The organism is Streptomyces klenkii (genome assembly GCF_003626645.1).
GTDB lineage: Bacteria > Actinomycetota > Actinomycetes > Streptomycetales > Streptomycetaceae > Streptomyces > Streptomyces klenkii.
This window is the reverse complement of sequence record NZ_RBAM01000003.1, coordinates 217,474-237,980: the sequence shown is the minus strand read 5'-3', so window position 1 is coordinate 237,980 and position 20,507 is coordinate 217,474. Positions and strand designations below refer to the sequence as shown.

Genomic DNA, 20,507 nt, shown 5'->3' with positions numbered 1-20,507 from the left:
TCGGCCGGGCGCCCCTCGGGCTCCGCTCAGTTGTGGCCGAAGCGCTTCTGCTTGCTCTTGCGAGCCATGTCGCCCGGGGTGACCTGCGTGGCCCGCTGCTCGCTCTGGGACTCGATCGAGGAGCTCCTGGCCTGCTGCTGGCCGCGCTCCGCGGCACTCGCCGACTTCGGCTGCTTCCGGTCCTTGTTCTTCGCCATGCTGAAGTGCCTCCACATCGGGACGACCCCCTGCGGTCACCCTCGCACGCACTGCCGAACCGCGCATTTCGGGTAATTACCGTGCGTGATGCGTGCACTTACCGCCGTGAGGGCGTATCCGCCACGCCGAAGATCCAGTTCGGACTGATAACCCCCGCACGGTCGGGCAGACTCCAAGGAAAGCCGAGGAAAACCGGGGCACTGCCGTGCCGGGGGGCGACCGCAATTTCTGCACGCACAGAAAGAGGGTGGAACGTGGACCGCTGCGTCGTCCTGGTGGACGCCGGGTATCTGCTGGGCGCCGCCGCGAGCCTGCTGGCCGGCGAGCCCGCCCGGTCCCGCATCTCCGTCGACCACGCGATCCTCATCCAGGGGCTGCGCGAGCGCGCCGAGGCCGAGACCGAGCAGCCCCTCCTGAGGATCTACTGGTTCGACGGCGCGCCCGACCGGGTGCCCCAGCCCGAGCACCGCAGGCTCCGCGTCATGCCCCGGGTCACCGTCCGGCTGGGCGCCCTGACCCGCAGCGACGGCCGCTGGGCCCAGAAGGGCGTGGACGCCGCCATGCACGCCGAGCTCACCGAGCTCGCCCGCAACCGCGCGTGCTCCGACATCGTCCTCGTCACCGGCGACGGCGACCTCCTGCCCGGCCTGATGTCCGCCAAGGAGCACGGCGTCGCCGTCCACCTGTGGGCCGTCCAGGCCGCCGACGGCGACTACAACCAGTCCGAGGACCTCGTCGCCGAGGCCGACGAGCGCCGCGTCCTCGACCGCACGTGGATCACCCGCGCCGTCCGCGCCAAGGAGCTCACCGGCGCCTGCGCCCCGCAGCCCGCCCCCGGCCCCGAGATCGCCGCGATCCTCTCCGCCCCCCTGCCCGAGAGCGCCGCCGCGGCCGCCGCCCCCGCCCCCCGCTCCGCCGAGCCCGTGCCCGCCGAGCGCAACGGCTCCCGGCCCGCCGCCCCCGCCACCACCGACGCCGCGCCGGGCGACCAGGACGCCCCCGAGGCCCCCGCCGCCCGCGGCGTGCCCACCCCCAAGGACCTCGCCACCCTCGGCCGCGGCCTCGCCGCCCAGCCCGCCGACCGCTCCGGCGGGCCCGCCTCCGGCCAGAGCAACGGCTCCGCCCTCGCCGCCAACGCCACCCTGCGCTGGTCCTCCGACAAGGGCTGGATCGAGCGCCCCGGCACCGGCGGGCCCGGCGAGCCCTCCGAAACCGCCTCCCTGCCGATGCTCGCCCAGCTCACCAGCGCCGAACAGCGCTGGGCCGACCGCGAAGAGGACATCACCACCGTCGGCGGCGACCCCTTCGAAGTCGGCCAGGTCTTCGCCCGGCGCTGGGCCGAGCGCCTCACCGACGCCGTCCACCTCCAGCACCTCTCCACCGAATACCCCCGCATCCCGCACCGCATCGACGGAGAGCTGCTGCGCTACGCCGCCCGCTTCGGCCTGCTCGCCCACAAGGACGACCAGATCGACGAACACGACCGCTACGCGATCCGGGCCGGCTTCTGGCGCGAAATCGACACCCGTACGGCGGCGGAGCGCACTCCGGCGGCGGACTGAGGGGCGCCGCACCCGACCCGCGCCCCCCGGAGCCCGCCGCGGGCGCGGGGGCGCGTACCCTCATAGCTCGTGAGGACGGGCGTGAATGAGGCGGTTGCAGCCGCCACGGTGTGCACCGTGCGCGGCCTGGTCAAGACCTATCCCGCCGCGCGCGGCCGCCGCGGTGCGCCCGGCACCGCCGCCGTACGCGCCAGCGACGGCATCGACCTGGAGATCCGGCGCGGCGAGATCTTCGGACTGCTCGGCCCCAACGGCGCCGGCAAGTCCACCCTCGTCCGCCAGCTGACCGGCCTGCTCCGCCCCGACGAGGGCGGCGTCGAGCTCCTCGGCCACGACCTCGTGCGCCACCCCGAGCGCGCCGCGCGCCTCGTCGGCTACCTCGGCCAGGAGTCCACCGCCCTCGACGAGCTGACCGTCGCCCTCGCCGCCGAGACCACCGGCCGGCTCCGCGGCCTCAGCCTGCGGGCGGCCCGCGAGGAGCGCGACGCCGTCCTCGACGAGCTGGGCCTCACGCCGATCGCCGGGCGCCCCCTGAAGAAGCTCTCCGGCGGCCAGCGCCGCCTCGCCTGCTTCGCCGCCACGCTCGTCGGCGACCGGCCCGTCCTCGTCCTCGACGAGCCCACCGCCGGCATGGACCCGGTCGCGCGCCGCGCCGTCTGGGCCGCCGTCGACCGGCGGCGCGCCGAGCGCGGCGCGACCGTCCTGCTCGTCACCCACAACGTCATCGAGGCCGAGACCGTCCTCGACCGCGTCGCCGTGCTGGAGCGCGGCCGGATCATCGCCTGCGACACGCCCGCCGGGCTGAAGGAGCTCGTCGGCGACGAGGTCCGCGTCGAGCTCGTCTGGCGCGCCGAGGCCCCCCTGCACGTCCCCGAGGTCGCCGCGCTGCGCGACGCCGCGCAGGCCGCCGGCCGGCGCTGGACGCTGCGGCTCGCCCCCGCCGAGGCGCGCGCCGCCGTCGCCGCCGTCACCGGCGGGCCCGCCTTCGCCGCGCTCGACGACTTCACCCTCACCACGCCCAGCCTGGAGGACGTCTACCTCGCGCTCGGGGGCCGTGCGGAGGGCGCGGAAGGGCTGGTGAAGGCGTGACGGGAGCCGTGACGAGAGCCCTGCCGACCGGACTGAACAGGAGCTGTGCCGGGTGAGTGCTGTGTCCGCAGAAGCGGTGACCGCCGGGGCGGTCAGGCCCGGGAGCGAGGCCCGGCCGCGGTCCGGCGGCGACGCCGCCGCCCCGCTCGCGCCCCGCGCGAAGCTGCTGCCCGCCCTGGCCGCCGTCTACCGCGCGCAGCTCTCGCGGGCCCGGGTCGCGCGGATCCCGCTGCTGTTCGTGGCGACGTTCCAGTCCGTCGGCATCATGATCATGATGCGGGGCGTGGTGGACGGCGGCGCCGAGGCGCGGGCCGTCGTGGCCGGCTCCAGCGTGCTCGTCGTGGCCTTCGTCGCTCTCAACCTCCTCGCCCAGTACTTCGGCCAGCTGCGCGCGAGCGGCGGCCTCGACCACTACGCGACGCTGCCCGTGCCGCCCGCCGCCGTCGTGCTCGGCGCGGCCGCCGCGTACGCCTCCTTCACCGTGCCCGGCACCGCCGTCACCGCGGTCGTGGGCAGCGCGCTCTTCGGCCTCCCGATGGGGCACCTGTGGGTGCTCGCCGCCGTCGTCCCGCTCTCCGGCGCGGCCCTCGCCGGGCTCGGCGCCGCCCTCGGGCTGCTCGCACCCCGCCAGGAACTGGCCACGCTCTGCGGGCAGCTCGGCATGTCGGCCGCCCTGCTCCTGGGCGTGCTGCCCGCCGCGCACATGCCCGCGCCCATCGCCTTCGCGCGCGACCTGCTCCCCTCCACGTACGGAGTGGAGGCGCTCGCCCGCACCTTCGACGCGCGCCCCGACTGGGCCGTGGTCGCCGCCGACCTCGGCGTGTGCGCGGCCGTCGGCGTGATCTCGCTCGCCGTGGCGACGTGGGCGTACCGCCGGGCGGCCGTGCGGTGACGCGCCAGGACCGTCCTGCCGCCGGGTCCGCGGCGCCGACCTGGCACGATGACAGGGTGACCGCACCGCTGACGCCGCATGACCCGCCCTCGAACGAGCCCGGCACCGGGGCGGGGGCCGCGCCTGCGGAGCCCGCGCCCCTTCCCCTGGACGAGGCCGAGCGCCGTGCCGAGCTGCGCGCCGAACTGCGGCAGGCCGCGGTCGTCGCCGCGGCGGTCGCCGTGGCCGGCGTGCTGCTGGGGCTGCTGTGGGTGTGGCTCGCGCCGCGGGTCCCGCTCATCTCCGACGGCAAGGCCGTCTACCTGAAGAACAGCGAGGGCGAGCAGGCCATCGGTGCCGACGGCACGTTCGCGCTGCTGGCGCTCGGGTTCGGCGTGCTCAGCGGGGCCGTCGTCTTCTGGCTGCGGCGCCGCGGGGGCGTTCCGCTGGTGGCGGGGCTGGCCGTGGGGTCCCTCGTCGCCTCGCTGATCGCCTGGCGCGTGGGCATGTGGCTGGGGCCCACGTCGGACGTGGTCGCCGCGGCGCGGGCGGCGGGGCGGGGTGTCGTCTTCGACGCGCCGCTCAAGCTCGCGGCGAAGGGGACGCTGCTGGCGTGGCCGCTCGCGGCGATGGCGGTCCATCTCGTACTGACGGCGCTGTTCGGCCCGCGGGACCCGGAGCCGGAGCCGGACTGGACTCCGTCCGGGGAACGGGACGACCGCGGCTGAGCGGAGTCCGGCACCGCCGGTCACCTCCGGTGGGGGTTGCGCGCCGCCGCGGCGGGGGAAAATGCCCCGGCCCCACCCTTTCACCGTTTCCCCCTGCGGGGAGCTGACGGCTGGGGCGGTCCGAACGCCCCTGCCGCCGGGCAGGAAAACCCCGCCGCGACGGCGAAGCGCCCCCGCGGCGAGGGTTCGGCGGAATGTCCCGGAACCGGGACCGTCACGTGCCCCGACGAGCGGGGCGGCTACGCCGGCCTGCGGCCGTGGTTGGCGCGGTTTTTCTTTACGCGCCAGCGGCGCTTGCGGGTGCGCTTGGACATGGGCGTCCCTCCCGGATGGCGGGCCGCACGCGCGGCGGCCCGCTCCTGACGGTCCTAGCCGAGGGACGGGCAACCGTCCAGACCCCGGGCACCCGCAGAGCTCCGAAGAGCCACCCGCAGGGTCACCGCTTCGGTCAGCCCCGGGCGATCGGCGCGACCACCGCGCCCGTGAGCGCGGCCAGGTCGCCGGGCGCGAGCTCGACCTCCAGGCCCCGCCGCCCCGCCGAGACGCAGATGGTCGCGTGGGAGTGCGCGGAGGCGTCCAGCGCGGTCGGCAGCCGCCGGCGCTGCCCGAGCGGCGAGATCCCGCCCCGTACGTACCCGGTCGTGCGCTCCGCGGCCGCCGGGTCGGCCATCGCCGCCCGCTTGCCGCCGACGGCCGCCGCGAGGGCCTTCAGGTCGAGGGAGCCGGAGACGGGCACGACGGCGACGGTCAGCGCGCCGTCGACCTCGGCGACGAGGGTCTTGAAGACCTGGGCCGGATCCCGCCCGAGGGCCTCCGCGGCCTCCGTCCCGTAGGAGGCGACCGCCGGGTCGTGGTCGTAGGAGTGCACGGAGAAGGCGGTGCCCGCCTTCTCCAGGGCGACGATGGCCGGGGTCGAGCCCGGCCGCTGCTTACGGGCCAAGAGTCCCGCTCCGTCCGGTCAGTTGGGGTTCGTCGGCTGCCGGGTGAAGTCGACGGCCGGCAGCGACGGGAGCTTACTGATCACCGCGGTCTCGGTGCGCAGCATTTTCAGCTCGCGCGCGAGCCGCGTCGCGGTGTCCGGCGCCTCCAGGAGCCGCTGCTTCGCCGGGGTGTCGAGCATGGCCGCGGCGGCGACGAGGTAGGAGAGCACGGACGGCTCGCCCGGCAGGTCGGCCTGCCCGGCGAGCGTGCGCTCGGTCGCCCCGGCGAGCCGCTTCTGGTAGGCGCGGAAGGCCCGGACGACGCCGGAGGCGAGCGCGCCCGCGCCCTCGCCCTGCTGCTCCTCGATGTCCTCGACCTCGCCCACCAGGTACGGCCCGGAGGCGTCGACGGACAGCAGCCGGAAGCGGGTGGTGCCGGTGGCGAGGACCTCGTACGTGCCGCCGGTGCGCTCCCGGATGGTGGCCGCCTCCGCCACGCAGCCCACGGCGTGGAACGCCTTGAGCGGGTCGGGGCCGAAGCCGGACGCCGGCCCGGGCTCGGGGCGGGCGCCCTCGGGCAGCCCGGGCGCCGTGGGCGCGACCTCGCTGCCGTCGCGGATGGCGACGACGCCGAAGCGCCGCGGTTCCTCCTCGGGGAGCGCCGACAGGTCGCGCATCAGCGCGCGGTACCGCTGCTCGAAGACGTTCAGGGGCAGGACGAGTCCGGGGAACAGCACCGAGTTCAGCGGGAAGAGGGGCAGGCGCGCGGTGGTCACAGCCGGTAAGCCTAATGGCCTGTGCACCGGTACCGCCCCGGCGTTCACTGCCGGCGCAGCAGCCGGGAGGCGCCCGCCGCCACGGTCGTCGCGAGCACCCACCCGAGCAGGATCAGCGCGGCGACCACCCACTGCGACGCGCCCGTGGGCCGCCAGGCGTTGCCCTGCCCGAGGTCGATGACCGGCACGAGCAGGTCGAGGGCGTACAGCCAGGGATTCCAGGCGGGGCCCTCGCCCTCCTTCAGCGGCGGCACGGGCCGCAGGGTGAAGTAGACGGCGGCGGCGGCCCACAGCACGGCCATCCACACGGCCGCCCGGCCGGGCCGGTAACCGTAGGCCACCATCCAGTCCTGGAGATAGCCCCAGGCCTTGCCGGCCGGGGGCAGCGTCTCGCGGCGGCGGCGCTGCTTGGCGAGGAGGACCGCCCGGGCGTCGGCGTCCTCCCCGCCGGCGCGTAAGGAGCCCGCCAGCTGCTCGTACGGCTCGGGGGCGTACTCGGGCGTGGCGGCGGCCACCCACTCCAGACGCCGGCTCAAGGGGAAGTGGCCGAGCGGTATCAGCGTCTCGTAGGAGAAGCCGGCCATGACCAGGCTGCCGGGCCCGGGCCAGCTCTCGTAGCGGTCGACCAGGTTGGACACGCGGGCCCCGGAGAGCACCACGCGGCCGCGCTGCGCCCACTCGCCGAGGAAGCGCAGCTCGGGCGTCTGGATGCGGCGCAGCGACACCTCCTGGTCGGCCTCCAGCGCGAGCCGGGCCTGGCTGAAGTCGACGGCGTCGCCGAACCGGCCGTCGTCCAGCCGCACCCCGCCCCGGCACTCGAAGGCCTGCGTGCGGATGCCGTGCTGCGGGGTGGTGGTGATGCCGTACGGGGGAGTGGTGCCGGTGGTGAACGGATAGCCGCCGACCCCGGCGCCCGTCAGATAGAGGGTGCGCTCCACGGTCAGCTGCGGGGCGTTGAAGGCGCGCCGTCCGTGCGGATTGCTCAGCGTCGAGCCGCGCAGGCTCAGCGAGACCCCTATCGTCGCGGCGCGCATGCTGAGCTCGCCGTACGAGCGCATCATCTCCGCCTGCATGTCCTGCCCGACGCTCATGCCGTCGGCCGCTATGGAGACCCCGCGCCGGTCGGGGCGCACGACCAGCTGGTTGAGCAGGAGGTCGGTGCCTATCTGGGCGTCGGTCAGCCGTATGCCGCGCTGGACGACGCACCGCGGCAGGTGCAGGTCGCCCTCGGTGCGCAGCCGGGCGGCCTCCAGCCGGGGCAGCGAGCAGGCGACCAGGCGCAGGGTGGTGAACTGGCTTTCGGGCAGGAGCACCTCCTGCTCGAAGCGGCAGTTGTGCATCTCGACGTAGGGCACGACGGTGCCGCCGGAGAGGTCGAGGGTGCCGGTGATCTGCACGCCGTTCAGCTTGAGGGCGGCCACTCTGCCGGGCAGCGGGGGCGGCCCGGCCAGCAGGAGCAGGGCCACCACGCGGGCCCGCACGCTGCGCTCGGGGCCCCACGCGTGCGGGCCGCGCGGGTCGTTCCACTCGGGCCGGGGCGTGCGCAGGTCGTGCGTGCGGCCCGCGCGGAACGCCTTCCACATCGCCTGCTCCGTCGCGGTCAGCCCCAGCTCCGGCGGCGGGCCGCCGGCTCCCGGATCGGTCACGCTCCGCACCCCCTCCCGTCCCGTGCACCTCGCTGTACCGTTCCCATTCCCTCCAGGTGACCGATTGAACACTCTCGGTGAAACACCTGTACCAGTGAGTGGTACGGGGCGCGGTGCGACGGGACGGGTCTGAGACAATTACCGTGTGATCTCCCGAATCGATCTGCGCGGTGCCGCCTCCTCCGAGGCCGGCGTCGACCGCGACCTGCTGCCCCGAGCCGAACTCGACGTCGAGGCCGCCCTGGAGAAGGTGCGGCCCATCTGCGAGGACGTGCATCATCGCGGCACCGCGGCCCTGATCGACTACGCGCACCGGTTCGACGGCGTCACCATCGACCGCATCCGGGTCCCCGCCGAGGCGATCACCCGCGCCCTCGAAGAGCTCGACCCGGCCGTCCGGGCCGCGCTCGAGGAGTCCATCCGCCGCGCCCGCATCGTCCACCGCGAGCAGCGGCGCACCGACAAGACCGTCCAGGTCGTGCCCGGCGGCACGGTCACCGAGCGCTGGGTCCCCGTCCAGCGCGTCGGGCTGTACGTGCCGGGCGGACGCTCCGTCTACCCCTCGTCCGTGATCATGAACGTGGTGCCGGCCCAGGAGGCCGGCGTCGGCTCCATGGCCGTCTCCTCCCCGCCCCAGGCCGACTTCGGAGGCCTGCCGCACCCGACGATCCTGGCCGCCTGCGCGCTGCTGGGCGTCGACGAGGTGTACGCGGCGGGCGGCGCCCAGGCCGTCGCCATGTTCGCCTACGGCACCGAGGAGTGCCGCCCGGTCAACATGGTCACCGGCCCGGGCAACATCTGGGTCGCCGCCGCCAAGCGGCTGCTGAAGGGCCGCATCGGCATCGACGCCGAGGCCGGCCCCACCGAGATCGCCGTCCTGGCCGACGCCACCGCCGACCCCGTGCACGTCGCCGCCGACCTGATCAGCCAGGCCGAGCACGACCCGCTGGCCGCCTCCGTCCTCGTCACCGACTCGGAAGAGCTCGCGAACGCCGTCGAGAAGGAGCTCGAAACCCAGGTCGCCATGACCCGGCACGTCGAGGACCGCATCGTGCCCGCGCTCGGCGGCCGCCAGTCCGGCATCGTCCTGGTCGACTCCGTCGACCACGGCCTCGCCGTCGTGGACGCCTACGGCGCCGAGCACCTGGAGATCCAGACCGCGGACGCCGCGGCCGTCGCCGCCCGCGTGCAGAACGCCGGCGCGATCTTCGTCGGCCCGTACGCCCCCGTCTCCCTCGGCGACTACGCCGCCGGCTCCAACCACGTGCTGCCCACCGGCGGCTGCGCCTGCCACTCCTCCGGCCTGTCCGTCCAGTCCTTCCTGCGCGGCATCCACGTCGTGGACTACACGCGGGAGGCCCTGGCCGAGGTCGCGGGCCACGTGGTGACGCTCGCCGAGGCCGAGGACCTGCCCGCGCACGGCGCGGCGGTCAAGGCACGTTTTGCCGAAGGCGAACTGGACGAGCACAGCGACTGGAAGGTTCCGGACGGCAAGTGACCCGTATCGACGATCTCCCCATCCGGGACGAGCTGCGCGGCAAGTCCCCGTACGGCGCCCCCCAGCTCGACGTGCCCGTACGCCTGAACACCAACGAGAACCCCTACCCGCTGCCCGAGGCCCTCGTCGCCCGCATCGCCGAGCGCGTCGCCGAGGCCGCCCGGCACCTCAACCGCTACCCCGACCGGGACGCCGTCGAGCTGCGCACCGAACTCGCCGCGTACCTCACCCGCACCACGGGCCACGAGGTCACCACGGGGCAGGTCTGGGCCGCCAACGGCTCCAACGAGGTCCTCCAGCAGCTCCTCCAGGCCTTCGGCGGCCCCGGTCGCACCGCGATCGGCTTCGAGCCCTCGTACTCGATGCACGCCCTGATCTCCCGCGGCACCGGCACCGGCTGGATCTCCGGCCCCCGCCGCGAGGACTTCCGCCTCGACGTCGAGGCCGCCGAGCGCGCCATCGCCGAGCACCGCCCGCACGTCGTCTTCATCTGCTCGCCCAACAACCCCACGGGCACGGCGGTCGACGCGGAGACGGTCCTGCGGCTGTACGAGGCCGCGCAGGCGGCCCGCCCCTCGCTCGTGGTCGTGGACGAGGCGTACGGCGAGTTCAGCCACCGCCCCTCGCTGCTGCCCCTCATCGAGGGCCGCCCGAACCTCGTCGTCTCGCGCACCATGTCCAAGGCCTTCGGCGCCGCCGGGCTCCGCCTCGGCTACCTCGCCGCGGACCCCGCGGTCGTCGACGCCGTCCAGCTCGTGCGCCTGCCGTACCACCTGTCGGCCGTCACCCAGGCCACGGCCCTCGCCGCCCTGGAGCACACCGACACCCTGCTCGGCTACGTCGAGCAGCTCAAGGCCGAACGCGACCGCCTCGTCACCGAGCTGCGCGCGATGGGCTGCGAGGTGACCGACTCGGACGCCAACTTCGTCCAGTTCGGCCGGTTCGAGGACAGCGCCGCCACGTGGCGGGCCATCCTCGCCCACGGCGTGCTGGTGCGGGACAACGGCGTGCCGGGCCGGCTGCGGGTCACCGCCGGCACCCCGCAGGAGAACGACGCGTTCCTGGACGCGGTCCGCGCAGTACTGAAGCTGCAATTCCCGGGGGACAACCCCCGGACCCCCGGCCGGGCCGGCGCCGCTGTCGCTCAGGGTCCGGAGAGGCCCGTTCGCAAGGAGAACCACTCATGAGCCGCGTTGGGCGCGTCGAGCGCACCACCAAGGAGACGTCCGTCCTCGTCGAGATCGACCTCGACGGGACCGGGCAGGTCGACGTGTCGACCGGGGTCGGCTTCTACGACCACATGCTCGACCAGCTCGGCCGCCACGGCCTCTTCGACCTCACCGTCAAGACCGACGGCGACCTGCACATCGACACCCACCACACCATCGAGGACACCGCCCTCGCGCTGGGCGCCGCCTTCCGGCAGGCCCTCGGCGACAAGGTGGGCATCTACCGCTTCGGCAACTGCACCGTGCCTCTGGACGAGTCCCTCGCCCAGGTCACCGTCGACCTCTCCGGCCGCCCCTACCTCGTGCACACCGAGCCCGAGAACATGGCGCCCATGATCGGCGCGTACGACACGACGATGACCCGGCACATCCTGGAGTCCTTCGTCGCGCAGGCGCAGATCGCCCTGCACGTGCACGTCCCGTACGGGCGCAACGCCCACCACATCGTGGAGTGCCAGTTCAAGGCGCTCGCCCGGGCCCTGCGCTACGCGTGCGAACACGACACGCGCGCGGCCGGGATCATTCCGTCGACGAAGGGTGCGCTCTAGATGAACGGCCTGTCCACCACGCTCATCGTCGTCGGCCTGTTCCTGGTCGGCGGCATCATCTCCTTCCTCAAGCAGGGCATGCCCAAGAGCATCGTCGTGCTCCTCGGCATAGGCGCCGCGATGTGCCTGGGCGCCGGCACCCTCCGGATCGAAGGACTGTGGTCATGAGCGCCCCGAAGAAGGTCGTCGTCTTCGACTACGGCTTCGGCAACGTCCGCTCCGCCGAGCGCGCCCTCGCCCACGTCGGCGCGGACGTCGAGATCACCGGCGACTACGAGAAGGCCATGAACGCCGACGGCCTCCTCGTGCCCGGCGTCGGCGCCTTCGCCGCCTGCATGCAGGGCCTGCGCGCCGCTCGCGGCGACTGGATCGTCGGCCGCCGCCTCTCCGGCGGGCGCCCCGTGATGGGCATCTGCGTCGGCATGCAGATCCTCTTCGAGCGCGGCGTCGAGCACGGCGTGGAGACCGAGGGCCTCGACGAGTGGCCCGGTCTCGTGGAGCCCCTCAAGGCCGACGTCGTCCCCCACATGGGCTGGAACACCGTCACCCCCGCCGCGGACTCGCAGCTCTTCGCCGGCCTCGGCGCGGACACCCGCTACTACTTCGTGCACTCCTACGCGGTGCGCGAGTGGGGCCTTGAGGTGACCAACCCCAACATCCGCGCCCCCAAGGTCACCTGGGCCACGCACGGCGAGCCGTTCGTCGCGGCCGTGGAGAACGGTCCTCTGTGGGCCACCCAGTTCCACCCGGAAAAGTCCGGCGACGCCGGAGCCCAGCTCCTCACCAACTGGATCGGAACCCTGTGAGCAAGCTCGAACTCCTCCCCGCCGTCGACGTCCGTGACGGCCAGGCCGTACGCCTCGTCCACGGCGAGTCCGGCTCCGAGACGTCGTACGGCGAACCGCTCGCCGCCGCGCAGGAGTGGCAGCGGGCCGGCGCCGAGTGGCTGCACCTCGTCGACCTCGACGCCGCCTTCGGCACCGGCGACAACCGCGAGCTCATCGCCCGGGTCGCCGGGGCCATGGACATCAAGGTCGAGCTGTCCGGCGGCATCCGCGACGACGCCTCGCTCGCCGCCGCCCTCGCCACCGGCTGCACCCGCGTCAACCTCGGCACCGCCGCCCTGGAGACCCCCGAGTGGGTCGCCAAGGTCATCGCCGAGCACGGCGACAAGATCGCGGTCGGCCTCGACGTCCGCGGCACGACCCTGCGCGGCCGTGGCTGGACCCGCGACGGCGGCGACCTCTACGAGACCCTCGCCCGCCTCGACCGCGAGGGCTGCGCCCGCTACGTCGTCACCGACATCGCCAAGGACGGCACTCTTCAGGGCCCCAACCTGGAGCTGCTGAAGAACGTCTGCGCCGCCACCGACAAGCCGGTCGTCGCCTCCGGCGGCGTCTCCTCCCTTGACGACCTGCGCGCAATTGCCAACCTGGTACCGGAGGGTGTCGAAGGCGCCATCGTCGGCAAGGCCCTCTACGCCAAGGCGTTCACCTTGGAAGAGGCCCTGGAGGCTGTGTCCGCATGACCGAAGCCGTGCAGCGTGTGCAGAGCGACAGTCCCTGGGAAGAGGCCTTTGGTTGTGCGCGCGCGGTCGCGGCGGGAGACCGGGTGCTGGTGGCGGGAACCCTGCCGTTCAACGGCTCCGTGCTGCACGGGGAGGGCGACCCCTACGAGCAGGCCAGGGCGGCCTTCGGCAACGCCCTCGCCGAGCTGGAGCGGTTCGGCCTCGGCGCCGACGCCGTCGTCCGCACCCGGATGTACCTGACCCACGCGCGGGACGTGGACGCGGTCGCCCGCGCCCACAAGGAACTCTTCGACGCTGTACGGCCCGTGTCGACCCTGGCGGTCGTCTCCGGCTTCGTCGATTCGCGCGTGCTGGTCGAAGTAGAAGTAGAAGCGTACCGAGGAGCAACGAGCACATGACCCTGGCGGTCCGAGTCATCCCCTGCCTGGACGTCGACAACGGCCGGGTCGTCAAGGGCGTCAACTTCCAGAACCTGCGCGACGCGGGCGACCCCGTGGAAATGGCCAAGGTCTACGGGCAGGAGGGTGCCGACGAACTGACGTTCCTCGACATCACCGCCTCCTCCGGCAACCGCGAGACCACCTACGACGTGGTGCGCCGCACCGCCGAGCAGGTCTTCATCCCCCTGACCGTCGGCGGCGGCGTCCGCACCGCCGAGGACGTCGACAAGCTGCTGCGGGCCGGTGCCGACAAGGTGGGCGTGAACACCGCGGCCATCGAGCGGCCCGAGCTGATCCGCGAGATCGCCGAGCGCTTCGGCCGCCAGGTCCTGGTCCTGTCCGTGGACGCCCGCCGCACCCCGGCGGGCTCCTTCGAGGTGACGACGCACGGCGGGCGGCGCGGCACGGGCCTCGACGCCGTCGAGTGGGCGCACCGCGCGGCGGAGCTCGGGGCCGGCGAGATCCTGCTGAACTCCATGGACGCCGACGGCACGAAGGACGGCTACGACACCGAGATGATCAAGGCCGTGCGCAAGCACGTCACGGTCCCGGTCATCGCGAGCGGCGGCGCGGGCCGCCTGGAGCACTTCGCCCCGGCGGTGGACGCGGGCGCGGACGCGGTCCTGGCCGCGTCGGTCTTCCACTTCGGCGACCTGCGCATCGCCGACGTCAAGCAGGCCCTCCGCGAGTCGGGCCACCCGGTCCGCTAGGGGCGTCCGCCGGACGCTCAGTCCCGGATCAGCAGGAAGATCGCCCCCACCACCAGGGCGAGGGCGATCGCTGCGATCCCGTAGGACAGCCGGTGCTGCCGGAGCACCGGGAGGTACGCGTCCGCCGCGTACTTCCCGGGGCCCGTGAGGGCCAGCGTCGCCGCCGAGACGGCGACCAGCAGGGTGAACTCCACGCCCTTGGGCAGCAGGAAGCCCCCGTCCCACGTCACCCCGAGCGCATTGACCATCGTGCCCAGCACGGCGGCCGCGGCCAGCGGCGTGAGCAGCCCGAGGAAGAGGCCCGCGCCGCCCAGCGCCTCACTGAGGCCGGCGATGACCGCCATCGCCTTGGGCACGGGATAGCCCCAGGACTCGAAGCCCTTCGCGGTCCCGTCGAGGCCCGGCCCGTCGAACCAGCCGAAGAGCTTCTGCGTGCCGTGCGCGACCATGATGATGCCGAGCATCATCCGCAGGAGCAGGACCCCGAGCGAGAAGCCGCCCGGGGACAGCGCGGCGGCCGGGGCGGAGCGGAGGGGGCTGCTGGTGTACGCCATGGCGGGGGCACCTTTGCGGGTCGGGTCCGGCGAGGGACCCTCAGATTCCCAGCTGAGCCCCTTGCAGCTTCGCCACCGCGTCCTTGTCGCCCTCAAGCTCCACCCGGGCGGCGGTCTGCCGGCCGAAGGCGAAGAGGGTCAGCTCGGCCGGCTCCCCCGTGACGGTCACCACGGGCGCGCCGCGCCGGGCGACCGCCGTGCGGCCGTCGGGGCGGCGCAGGACCAGGCCGACGGGGGAGCGGCGGCCGAGCATCCGGGCCACCCGCTCCAGGCGGGACCACAGGGCGTCCGCGAAGACGGGGTCCACCTCGCGCGGGGCCCACTCCTCCTGGGCCCGGCGCACGTCCTCGGCGTGGACGAAGAACTCGACGGTGTTCGCGGCCTCGTCGATCTGCTTGAGGGCGTACGGCGACAGCCGCGGCGGCCCGCCGCGCACGAGCCCGACCAGCTCCTCGTACGGCTTGGCGGCGAACTCCGCCTGCACCCGCTCCAGGCGGGCGGCCAGCGGCTTGAACACGAGCCCGGCGGCGGCGTCGGAGCGGCGTTCCCGCACGACGACGTGGGCCGCCAGGTCACGCGTCCGCCAGCCGTCGCAGAGCGTCGGGGCATCCGGGCCCGCCGACTCCAACAGATCGGCGAGGAGCAGACGTTCGCGCTGGGCGTGGGTCGACATGGCGCCACCCTACGGCCGGCGCCACGCCGCTGCCACGCCGCCTCGGCTACTCGGGCAGCGGCTTGTCCATCTTCTGGCCGCCCTGCGAGACGCTCAGCGTCATCGAGCACGTGATCTGGTCCTGGCCGCGGGAGTAGGTGACCGGGGTCGGGTAGAGCACGTACGAGTAGTAGTTCTTGCCGTCGGTTATGGACCGCATCCGGTCCTGTGCGTCCTTCTTGCACATGTCCCGGGCCTTGGTCTGGATGTCCAGCTCGGAGTCGAACTTGCCGGTCAGGGTCTCGTTGGCGATGACCTCGCCGTCGTGCGGACCGGTGCACGGCTTCGTCTTCACCTCGGTCAGGCCGAGGGACATGCGCGGGTGGTCGAAGCACTGGCCGGGCTTGAGCACCACGTACGGCACGCGGGACACCGACGGGGACGAGGAGGAGGCCGACGGGTCGGGGTTCGACGGGTCGGCGCCCGGGCCGCCGATGCCGCCGGGGGCGGCGCTCGGCGCGGAGGGCGCCGCCGACGGGGTGGACGAGCCCTTGGCGGACGGCTTGTCGTCGCCCTTGCTGCCGCTGGTGGCCAGCATGAAGCCGCCCACGAGGAGACCGAGCACCAGCACGCCGCCGATGACGAACCCGGCGACCTTCGCGCCCTTGTTGCCCGAGGGCGGCGGCGGGGGCGGCATCGGCGGGGCGAACTGCTGCCCGTACTGCTGCTGCCCGTACTGGCCGAAGCCCGGCTGCTGCCCGGGCTGACCGAAGCCCGGCTGCTGTCCGTACCCCTGCGGAGCTTGCGGCTGTCCGTAGGGCTGGGCGGGCGGCTGGGCTGACGGCGGCCCGAACTGCTGCGGCGGGCCGAACCCACCGCCGCCACCGGGCGGCTGCGGGGAGTTCGAGGGCGGAGTACTCATGGGCGAAGCATGCCGTACGCCACTGACAGCGCCGCCCCGGGGGTCCCGGCCCGTCAGCGCGGCAGAATGGACCCATGACCGGCAACACCGCCCCCGCGTCCTCCCTCGACCCCGCCATCGCCGCACGCCTCAAGCGCAGCGCCGACGGGCTCGTCCCCGCCATCGCCCAGCAATACGACACCGGCGAGGTCCTCATGCTCGGCTGGATGGACGACGAGGCGCTCCACCGCACCCTCACCACCGGCCGCTGCACGTACTGGAGCCGCAGCCGCCAGGAGTACTGGGTCAAGGGCGACACGTCCGGACACGTCCAGCACGTGAAGTCGGTGGCCCTCGACTGCGACGGCGACACCCTCCTCGTCAAGGTCGACCAGACCGGCGCCGCCTGCCACACAGGCGACCGCACCTGTTTCGATGCCGATGTCCTCCCGCTCGGCCAGTAGGCTCCGCTGCCATGGCTGCCACGACCTCCGGTGACATCACCCCGGACGCCGAGACCTTCCGTACGCTCGCGAAGGACCGCCGGGTCATCCCGGTCACCCGGCGCTTCCTCGCCGACGGCGACACGCCCGTCGGCCTGTACCGCAAGCTCGCCGCCGAGCGGCCCGGCACCTTCCTGCTGGAGTCCGCCGAGAACGGCCGCACCTGGTCGCGCTACTCGTTCGTGGGCGTCCGCAGCGCCGCGACGCTGACCGTGCGCGACGGCCGGACGCACTGGCTGGGCACCCCGCCCGTCGGCGTGCCCACCGACGGCGACCCGCTGGAGGCGCTGCGCGCCACCGTGGCCGCCCTGCACACCCCGCGCGACCTCATGGAGGGCGCCGGGCTGCCGCCCTTCACCGGCGGCATGGTGGGCTACCTCGGCTACGACGTCGTCCGCCGCCTGGAGAAGATCGGCGAGCACGGCGGCGAGGACCGCGACGCGCTCGGCCTGCCCGAGCTCACCATGCTCCTCACCTCCGACCTCGCCGTCCTCGACCACTGGAACGGCACCGTCCTGCTGATCGCCAACGCGATCAACCACAACGACCTCGACAGCGGCGTCGACGAGGCGTACGCGGACGCCGTCGCCCGGCTGGACGCCATGGCCGCCGACCTCCACCGGCCCGCGCCCTCGGCCCCCACCGCCCTGCCGCCCTCCGAACTGCCCGGCTGCACCGCCCGCTGGGGCGGCCCCGACTACATGGCGGCCGTCGAGGACATCAAGGAGCGCATCCGCGCCGGCGAGGCCTTCCAGGTCGTGCCGTCCCAGCGCTTCGAGACGCCCTGCACGGCCTCCGCGCTCGACGTCTACCGCGTGCTGCGGGCCACGAACCCGAGTCCGTACATGTACCTGCTCCGCTTCGACGGGTTCGACGTCGTCGGCTCCAGCCCCGAGGCGCTCGTCAAGGTCGAGGACGGGCAGGCCATGGTGCACCCCATCGCCGGCACCCGGCCGCGCGGCGCCACCCCGCAGGCGGACGCGGCCCTCGCCGAGGAGCTCCTCGGCGACGCCAAGGAGCGCGCCGAGCACCTCATGCTCGTCGACCTCGGCCGCAACGACCTCGGGCGGGTCTGCGAGCCCGGCAGCGTCGAGGTCGTCGACTTCATGTCGATCGAGCGCTACAGCCACGTGATGCACATCGTCTCCACGGTCACCGGCCGCGTGGCCGCCGGGCGCACCGCCTTCGACGTGCTCACCGCCTGCTTCCCCGCCGGCACGCTCTCCGGCGCGCCCAAGCCGCGGGCCATGCAGATCATCGAGGAGCTGGAGCCGTCGCGGCGCGGGCTCTACGGCGGCTGCGTCGGCTACCTGGACTTCGCCGGGGACTCCGACACCGCCATCGCCATCCGCACCGCCGTCCTGAAGGACGGCACGGCCTACGTCCAGGCCGGCGCGGGCGTCGTCGCCGACTCGGACCCGGCCGCGGAGGACGCCGAGTGCCGCAACAAGGCGGCGGCGGTGCTGCGCGCCGTGCACTCGGCGAACCGGCTCGCCTAGCGCGACCCCGGCAGCACCCCAAACACCCCCACAAGGGATAGTGGACCCGTGAGCAAAGCCGTAACCCCCCGCCGCGGAACCGTCGGCACCGCACTGCTCCTGGGCGCCGCCGGCGCCGCCCTCGCCCTGCTCGCGGGCGGCCGCACCTGGGCCGAGGGCACGACGACCGTCGCCGGGAGCAGCGTCACCAAGCACGTCAGCGGATCGGACATCACGGGCCTGCCCGGCGCCCTGGCCGTCGTCGGACTCGCCGCCCTCGTCGCGGTCTTCGCCGTCCGCGGCGTCTGGCGCACCGTGGTGTCCGCCGGCCTCGTCCTCACGGGCGCCGGCGTCGTCGCCGGCGCGGTCACGGGCGCGGGCGACACCTCCGCCCTGGAGGAGCAGGCCGCCAAGGCCAACGGCCTCACCAGCGGCGCCGTCGACCACGTCACCCACACCGCCTGGCCGTGGGTCGCCCTTGCGGGCGGTGTCCTGCTGCTGCTCGCCGGGCTCCTGGCCCTGCGTTTCGGCCGCCACTGGCCGGCCATGTCCGGCCGCTACGAGCGCGACGGCACCCCGCGCCCGCGCCGCGCCCGGACCGCCCCGGACCCCGAGCGCCCCGAGGAGCTGTGGAAGGCCCTCGACCGCGGCGAGGACCCGACGGGGGCGTGACACGCCCCGCCCCGCCCCCCGGATAGAGGCTGCCCGGGCCGTCGGGGACAATGACCATGAGCGTTCTCCGCGCCCGCGGGCGCGCCACAGCAACGAGGAGTCTTAGTCATGGCGGGTACCAGCCACGGACACACCCCGGCCGCCTGGACCGGTGTCACCATCGCCTTCATCGGCTTCTGCGTCTCCGGCGCCTTCACGGTGGCCGCGAAGCCGGTCGGCTTCTGGGCCGGCATCGCCATCATCGCGATCGGCGGCATCGTGGGCGGCGTCATGGCCATGATGGGCATGGGCATGCCCAAGCGGGCTCCCCTGAAGGTGTCCGGGCAGACGAACCAGGGCTGACCCCGCCCTTGACGCCCCGAGGCGCGGCCCCGGGCCCGTACGACCCCCGTACGACGGCCTAGAGCTGCGCCTTCGTGCTGTCCGGCGGAGACTGTGCCCTGTGAAGGGCTGGACGAGGGGCCGGTTCGGGGACGGCGCGCGCCGGCTGGCCGCCCCGCTGGGCGTCGCGGCCGGCCTCGCCGCGGCCGCCGGCTACGTAGCCGCCGTGGACCCCAACCACCCCGGCCGCTACCCGGCCTGCCCCCTGCTGCGCTGCACGGGCCTGTACTGCCCGGGCTGCGGCGGGCTGCGCGGCCTCCACGCCCTCACTCACGGCGACCTGCCGGGCGCGCTCGGGGCCAACGCCCTGGCCGTCGCCGCGTACGCCGCCTTCGCCGTCTTCTGGTGCGTGTGGTTCACCAGGGCCCTGCGGGGCCGCGGGGGCGTGTCGCTCTCGCCGCGCGCCCGCCATTGGTGGGGCCTCGGCGCCGTCGTCCTGCTCTTCACCGTCGTACGGAACCTGCCCGTGGGCGCCGCCCTCGCCCCCTGACGGGTGTCCGCCGGGCGTCCACCAGATGGGACCCGCGTCAACCGGATGCGAAACCTTCGCCCGGCGGCAAGTACCATCGCAGTGCCTGGTGGGGGAGGATTCCCGCCGCACCAGCCCAGACCATCCGAGTCCGGAAGGGGGCCGCTCGCGTGAGTGTGCTCGACGAGATCATCGAGGGCGTCCGTGCCGACCTCGCGGAGCGGCAGGCGCGCGTCAGCCTCGACGAGCTCAAGGAGCGGGCCGCCAGGGCGCCGGAGGCCAAGGACGGCGTCGCCGCGCTCAGCGGCGAGAACGTCGGCGTGATCTGCGAGGTCAAGCGGTCCAGCCCCTCCAAGGGCGCGCTGGCCGCGATCGCCGACCCCGCCGGCCTCGCCGCCGACTACGAGGCCGGCGGCGCGTCCGTCATCAGCGTCCTGACCGAGCAGCGCCGCTTCGGCGGCTCGCTGGCCGACCTGGAAGCCGTCCGCGCCCGGGTCGACATCCCCGTCCTGCGCAAGGACTTCATCGTCACCGCCTACCAGCTGTGGGAGGCTCGCGCCTACGGCGCCGACCTGGCCCTGCTGATCGTCGCCGCGCTGGAGCAGGAGGCCCTGGTCTCCCTCATCGAGCGCGCCGAATCGATCGGCCTCACGCCGCTGGTCGAGGTGCACGACGAGGAGGAGGCCGAGCGCGCGGTGGCCGCCGGCGCGCGGATCATCGGCGTCAACGCCCGTAACCTCAAGACCCTCGAGGTGGACCGGGACAACTTCTCCCGGGTCGCCCCGGAGATCCCGGACGGCATCATCAAGATCGCCGAGTCCGGCGTGCGCGGCCCGCACGACCTGATCGCCTACGCCAACGACGGCGCCGACGCGGTGCTGGTCGGCGAGTCCCTGGTCACCGGCCGCGACCCGAAGGGCGCCGTGGCCGACCTGGTCGCCGCGGGCGCCCACCCCGCGCTGCGGCACGGCAGGGGCTGACCTGCATGAGGGCGTACGCACGGCTCGCCCGCGGCTGCCGGCCGCGTGGCTGCCGTGCGCCCGCGCGGCGCGTCCTCGGGCGCCGCGTGCGGTACCACATCGGCTGTGAGCCGGGGCAGATCAACGGGATGCGATGGCGTGGCTGAGCGTTCGGCTCAGTGATCACGTCAACCT

Annotated in this window: 27 protein-coding genes; 19 read left to right on the top strand and 8 right to left on the bottom strand. The window is 74.1% G+C overall.

Annotated features, from left to right (window positions below):
* Positions 1-26 precede the first annotated feature (26 nt).
* Positions 27-197: a hypothetical protein gene (locus tag D7231_RS36965; RefSeq protein WP_189383260.1), complete on the bottom strand. Its 171-nt coding sequence runs from the start codon at positions 195-197 to the stop codon at positions 27-29.
* 255 nt (positions 198-452) lie between these two features.
* Between D7231_RS36965 and D7231_RS07795 the strand changes: the two genes are divergently transcribed.
* The 4 genes from D7231_RS07795 to D7231_RS07780 all read left to right on the top strand — a co-directional run bounded on the left by D7231_RS07795 (position 453) and on the right by D7231_RS07780 (position 4,448).
* Positions 453-1,760: an NYN domain-containing protein gene (locus tag D7231_RS07795; RefSeq protein WP_120754210.1), complete on the top strand. Its 1,308-nt coding sequence runs from the start codon at positions 453-455 to the stop codon at positions 1,758-1,760.
* Between the two features lie 108 nt (positions 1,761-1,868).
* Positions 1,869-2,849 carry an ABC transporter ATP-binding protein gene (locus D7231_RS07790; protein ID WP_120754209.1) on the top strand — a complete coding sequence of 327 codons (981 nt, stop codon included), beginning with the start codon at positions 1,869-1,871 and terminating at the stop codon, positions 2,847-2,849.
* Between the two features lie 52 nt (positions 2,850-2,901).
* A complete protein-coding gene (locus D7231_RS07785) occupies positions 2,902-3,741 on the top strand; it encodes an ABC transporter permease (protein ID WP_120754208.1) in 840 nt (279 codons plus the stop codon).
* A gap of 56 nt (positions 3,742-3,797) precedes the next feature.
* Positions 3,798-4,448, top strand: coding sequence for a hypothetical protein (locus D7231_RS07780; RefSeq protein WP_120754593.1), 651 nt, complete (start codon positions 3,798-3,800; stop codon positions 4,446-4,448).
* Positions 4,449-4,687: 239 nt separating this feature from the next.
* Here the strand turns inward: D7231_RS07780 and D7231_RS38445 are convergent, their stop codons facing one another.
* The 4 genes from D7231_RS38445 to D7231_RS07765 form a co-directional block, all read right to left on the bottom strand.
* Positions 4,688-4,762, bottom strand: a complete 75-nt coding sequence (locus tag D7231_RS38445) for a 50S ribosomal protein bL37 (RefSeq protein WP_373300743.1) — start codon at positions 4,760-4,762, stop codon at positions 4,688-4,690.
* Between the two features lie 134 nt (positions 4,763-4,896).
* A complete protein-coding gene (gene ybaK / locus D7231_RS07775) occupies positions 4,897-5,388 on the bottom strand; it encodes a Cys-tRNA(Pro) deacylase (RefSeq protein WP_120754207.1) in 492 nt (163 codons plus the stop codon).
* A gap of 18 nt (positions 5,389-5,406) precedes the next feature.
* A complete protein-coding gene (locus D7231_RS07770) occupies positions 5,407-6,144 on the bottom strand; it encodes an LON peptidase substrate-binding domain-containing protein (RefSeq protein WP_120754206.1) in 738 nt (245 codons plus the stop codon).
* A 44-nt stretch (positions 6,145-6,188) separates the two neighbouring features.
* Positions 6,189-7,790: an oxidoreductase gene (locus D7231_RS07765; protein WP_120754592.1), complete on the bottom strand. Its 1,602-nt coding sequence runs from the start codon at positions 7,788-7,790 to the stop codon at positions 6,189-6,191.
* A gap of 145 nt (positions 7,791-7,935) precedes the next feature.
* Between D7231_RS07765 and hisD the strand changes: the two genes are divergently transcribed.
* The 8 genes from hisD to hisF are packed head-to-tail and all read left to right on the top strand — an operon-like array spanning position 7,936 to position 13,743.
* A complete protein-coding gene (hisD, locus tag D7231_RS07760) occupies positions 7,936-9,288 on the top strand; it encodes a histidinol dehydrogenase (protein WP_120754205.1) in 1,353 nt (450 codons plus the stop codon).
* Positions 9,285-10,475, top strand: coding sequence for a histidinol-phosphate transaminase (locus D7231_RS07755; protein WP_120754204.1), 1,191 nt, complete (start codon positions 9,285-9,287; stop codon positions 10,473-10,475). The genes hisD and D7231_RS07755 overlap by 4 nt, the downstream gene beginning before the upstream one ends.
* Complete coding sequence (gene hisB / locus D7231_RS07750) at positions 10,472-11,065, top strand: imidazoleglycerol-phosphate dehydratase HisB (protein ID WP_120754203.1); 594 nt, start codon at positions 10,472-10,474, stop codon at positions 11,063-11,065. Before D7231_RS07755 ends, hisB begins: the two co-directional genes overlap by 4 nt.
* Positions 11,066-11,233 carry a hypothetical protein gene (locus D7231_RS36960; RefSeq protein WP_194960938.1) on the top strand — a complete coding sequence of 56 codons (168 nt, stop codon included), beginning with the start codon at positions 11,066-11,068 and terminating at the stop codon, positions 11,231-11,233. It abuts the gene before it with no gap.
* Entirely contained in the window at positions 11,230-11,871 is a 642-nt protein-coding gene (gene hisH, locus D7231_RS07745) for an imidazole glycerol phosphate synthase subunit HisH (protein ID WP_120754202.1), read from the top strand. Before D7231_RS36960 ends, hisH begins: the two co-directional genes overlap by 4 nt.
* Positions 11,868-12,593 (top strand): bifunctional 1-(5-phosphoribosyl)-5-((5-phosphoribosylamino)methylideneamino)imidazole-4-carboxamide isomerase/phosphoribosylanthranilate isomerase PriA, encoded by a 726-nt coding sequence (priA, locus tag D7231_RS07740; protein WP_120754201.1) that lies wholly within the window; start codon positions 11,868-11,870, stop codon positions 12,591-12,593. The genes hisH and priA overlap by 4 nt, the downstream gene beginning before the upstream one ends.
* Positions 12,590-12,991 carry a Rid family hydrolase gene (locus D7231_RS07735; protein WP_120754200.1) on the top strand — a complete coding sequence of 134 codons (402 nt, stop codon included), beginning with the start codon at positions 12,590-12,592 and terminating at the stop codon, positions 12,989-12,991. Before priA ends, D7231_RS07735 begins: the two co-directional genes overlap by 4 nt.
* Positions 12,988-13,743, top strand: coding sequence for an imidazole glycerol phosphate synthase subunit HisF (gene hisF, locus D7231_RS07730; protein WP_120754199.1), 756 nt, complete (start codon positions 12,988-12,990; stop codon positions 13,741-13,743). The genes D7231_RS07735 and hisF overlap by 4 nt, the downstream gene beginning before the upstream one ends.
* A gap of 17 nt (positions 13,744-13,760) precedes the next feature.
* Here the strand turns inward: hisF and D7231_RS07725 are convergent, their stop codons facing one another.
* From D7231_RS07725 to D7231_RS07715, 3 genes are read right to left on the bottom strand one after another with little or no spacing between them, the layout of a single operon-like run.
* Positions 13,761-14,297, bottom strand: a complete 537-nt coding sequence (locus D7231_RS07725) for a DoxX family protein (RefSeq protein WP_120754198.1) — start codon at positions 14,295-14,297, stop codon at positions 13,761-13,763.
* 40 nt (positions 14,298-14,337) lie between these two features.
* Positions 14,338-14,970, bottom strand: coding sequence for a TIGR03085 family metal-binding protein (locus tag D7231_RS07720; protein WP_120754197.1), 633 nt, complete (start codon positions 14,968-14,970; stop codon positions 14,338-14,340).
* Between the two features lie 46 nt (positions 14,971-15,016).
* Positions 15,017-15,871, bottom strand: a complete 855-nt coding sequence (locus tag D7231_RS07715; protein WP_120754196.1) for a hypothetical protein — start codon at positions 15,869-15,871, stop codon at positions 15,017-15,019.
* Positions 15,872-15,945: 74 nt separating this feature from the next.
* Between D7231_RS07715 and hisI the strand changes: the two genes are divergently transcribed.
* From hisI to trpM, 7 genes are all read left to right on the top strand, one after another.
* Complete coding sequence (hisI, locus tag D7231_RS07710; RefSeq protein WP_120754195.1) at positions 15,946-16,314, top strand: phosphoribosyl-AMP cyclohydrolase; 369 nt, start codon at positions 15,946-15,948, stop codon at positions 16,312-16,314.
* Between the two features lie 11 nt (positions 16,315-16,325).
* The gene (locus D7231_RS07705) at positions 16,326-17,852 is read left to right on the top strand and encodes an anthranilate synthase component I (protein WP_120754194.1); all 1,527 of its coding nucleotides are present in this window, start codon (positions 16,326-16,328) and stop codon (positions 17,850-17,852) included.
* A gap of 48 nt (positions 17,853-17,900) precedes the next feature.
* Positions 17,901-18,503, top strand: coding sequence for a TIGR02234 family membrane protein (locus D7231_RS07700; RefSeq protein ID WP_120754193.1), 603 nt, complete (start codon positions 17,901-17,903; stop codon positions 18,501-18,503).
* Positions 18,504-18,611: 108 nt separating this feature from the next.
* A complete protein-coding gene (locus D7231_RS07695; protein ID WP_120754192.1) occupies positions 18,612-18,845 on the top strand; it encodes an HGxxPAAW family protein in 234 nt (77 codons plus the stop codon).
* Positions 18,846-18,945: 100 nt separating this feature from the next.
* Positions 18,946-19,374, top strand: a complete 429-nt coding sequence (locus D7231_RS07690) for a DUF2752 domain-containing protein (protein WP_241999612.1) — start codon at positions 18,946-18,948, stop codon at positions 19,372-19,374.
* 149 nt (positions 19,375-19,523) lie between these two features.
* Positions 19,524-20,333 carry an indole-3-glycerol phosphate synthase TrpC gene (gene trpC / locus D7231_RS07685; RefSeq protein ID WP_120754191.1) on the top strand — a complete coding sequence of 270 codons (810 nt, stop codon included), beginning with the start codon at positions 19,524-19,526 and terminating at the stop codon, positions 20,331-20,333.
* Between the two features lie 5 nt (positions 20,334-20,338).
* Positions 20,339-20,479 carry a tryptophan biosynthesis modulator TrpM gene (gene trpM, locus D7231_RS38440; RefSeq protein ID WP_369049618.1) on the top strand — a complete coding sequence of 47 codons (141 nt, stop codon included), beginning with the start codon at positions 20,339-20,341 and terminating at the stop codon, positions 20,477-20,479.
* Positions 20,480-20,507: the final 28 nt, after the last annotated feature.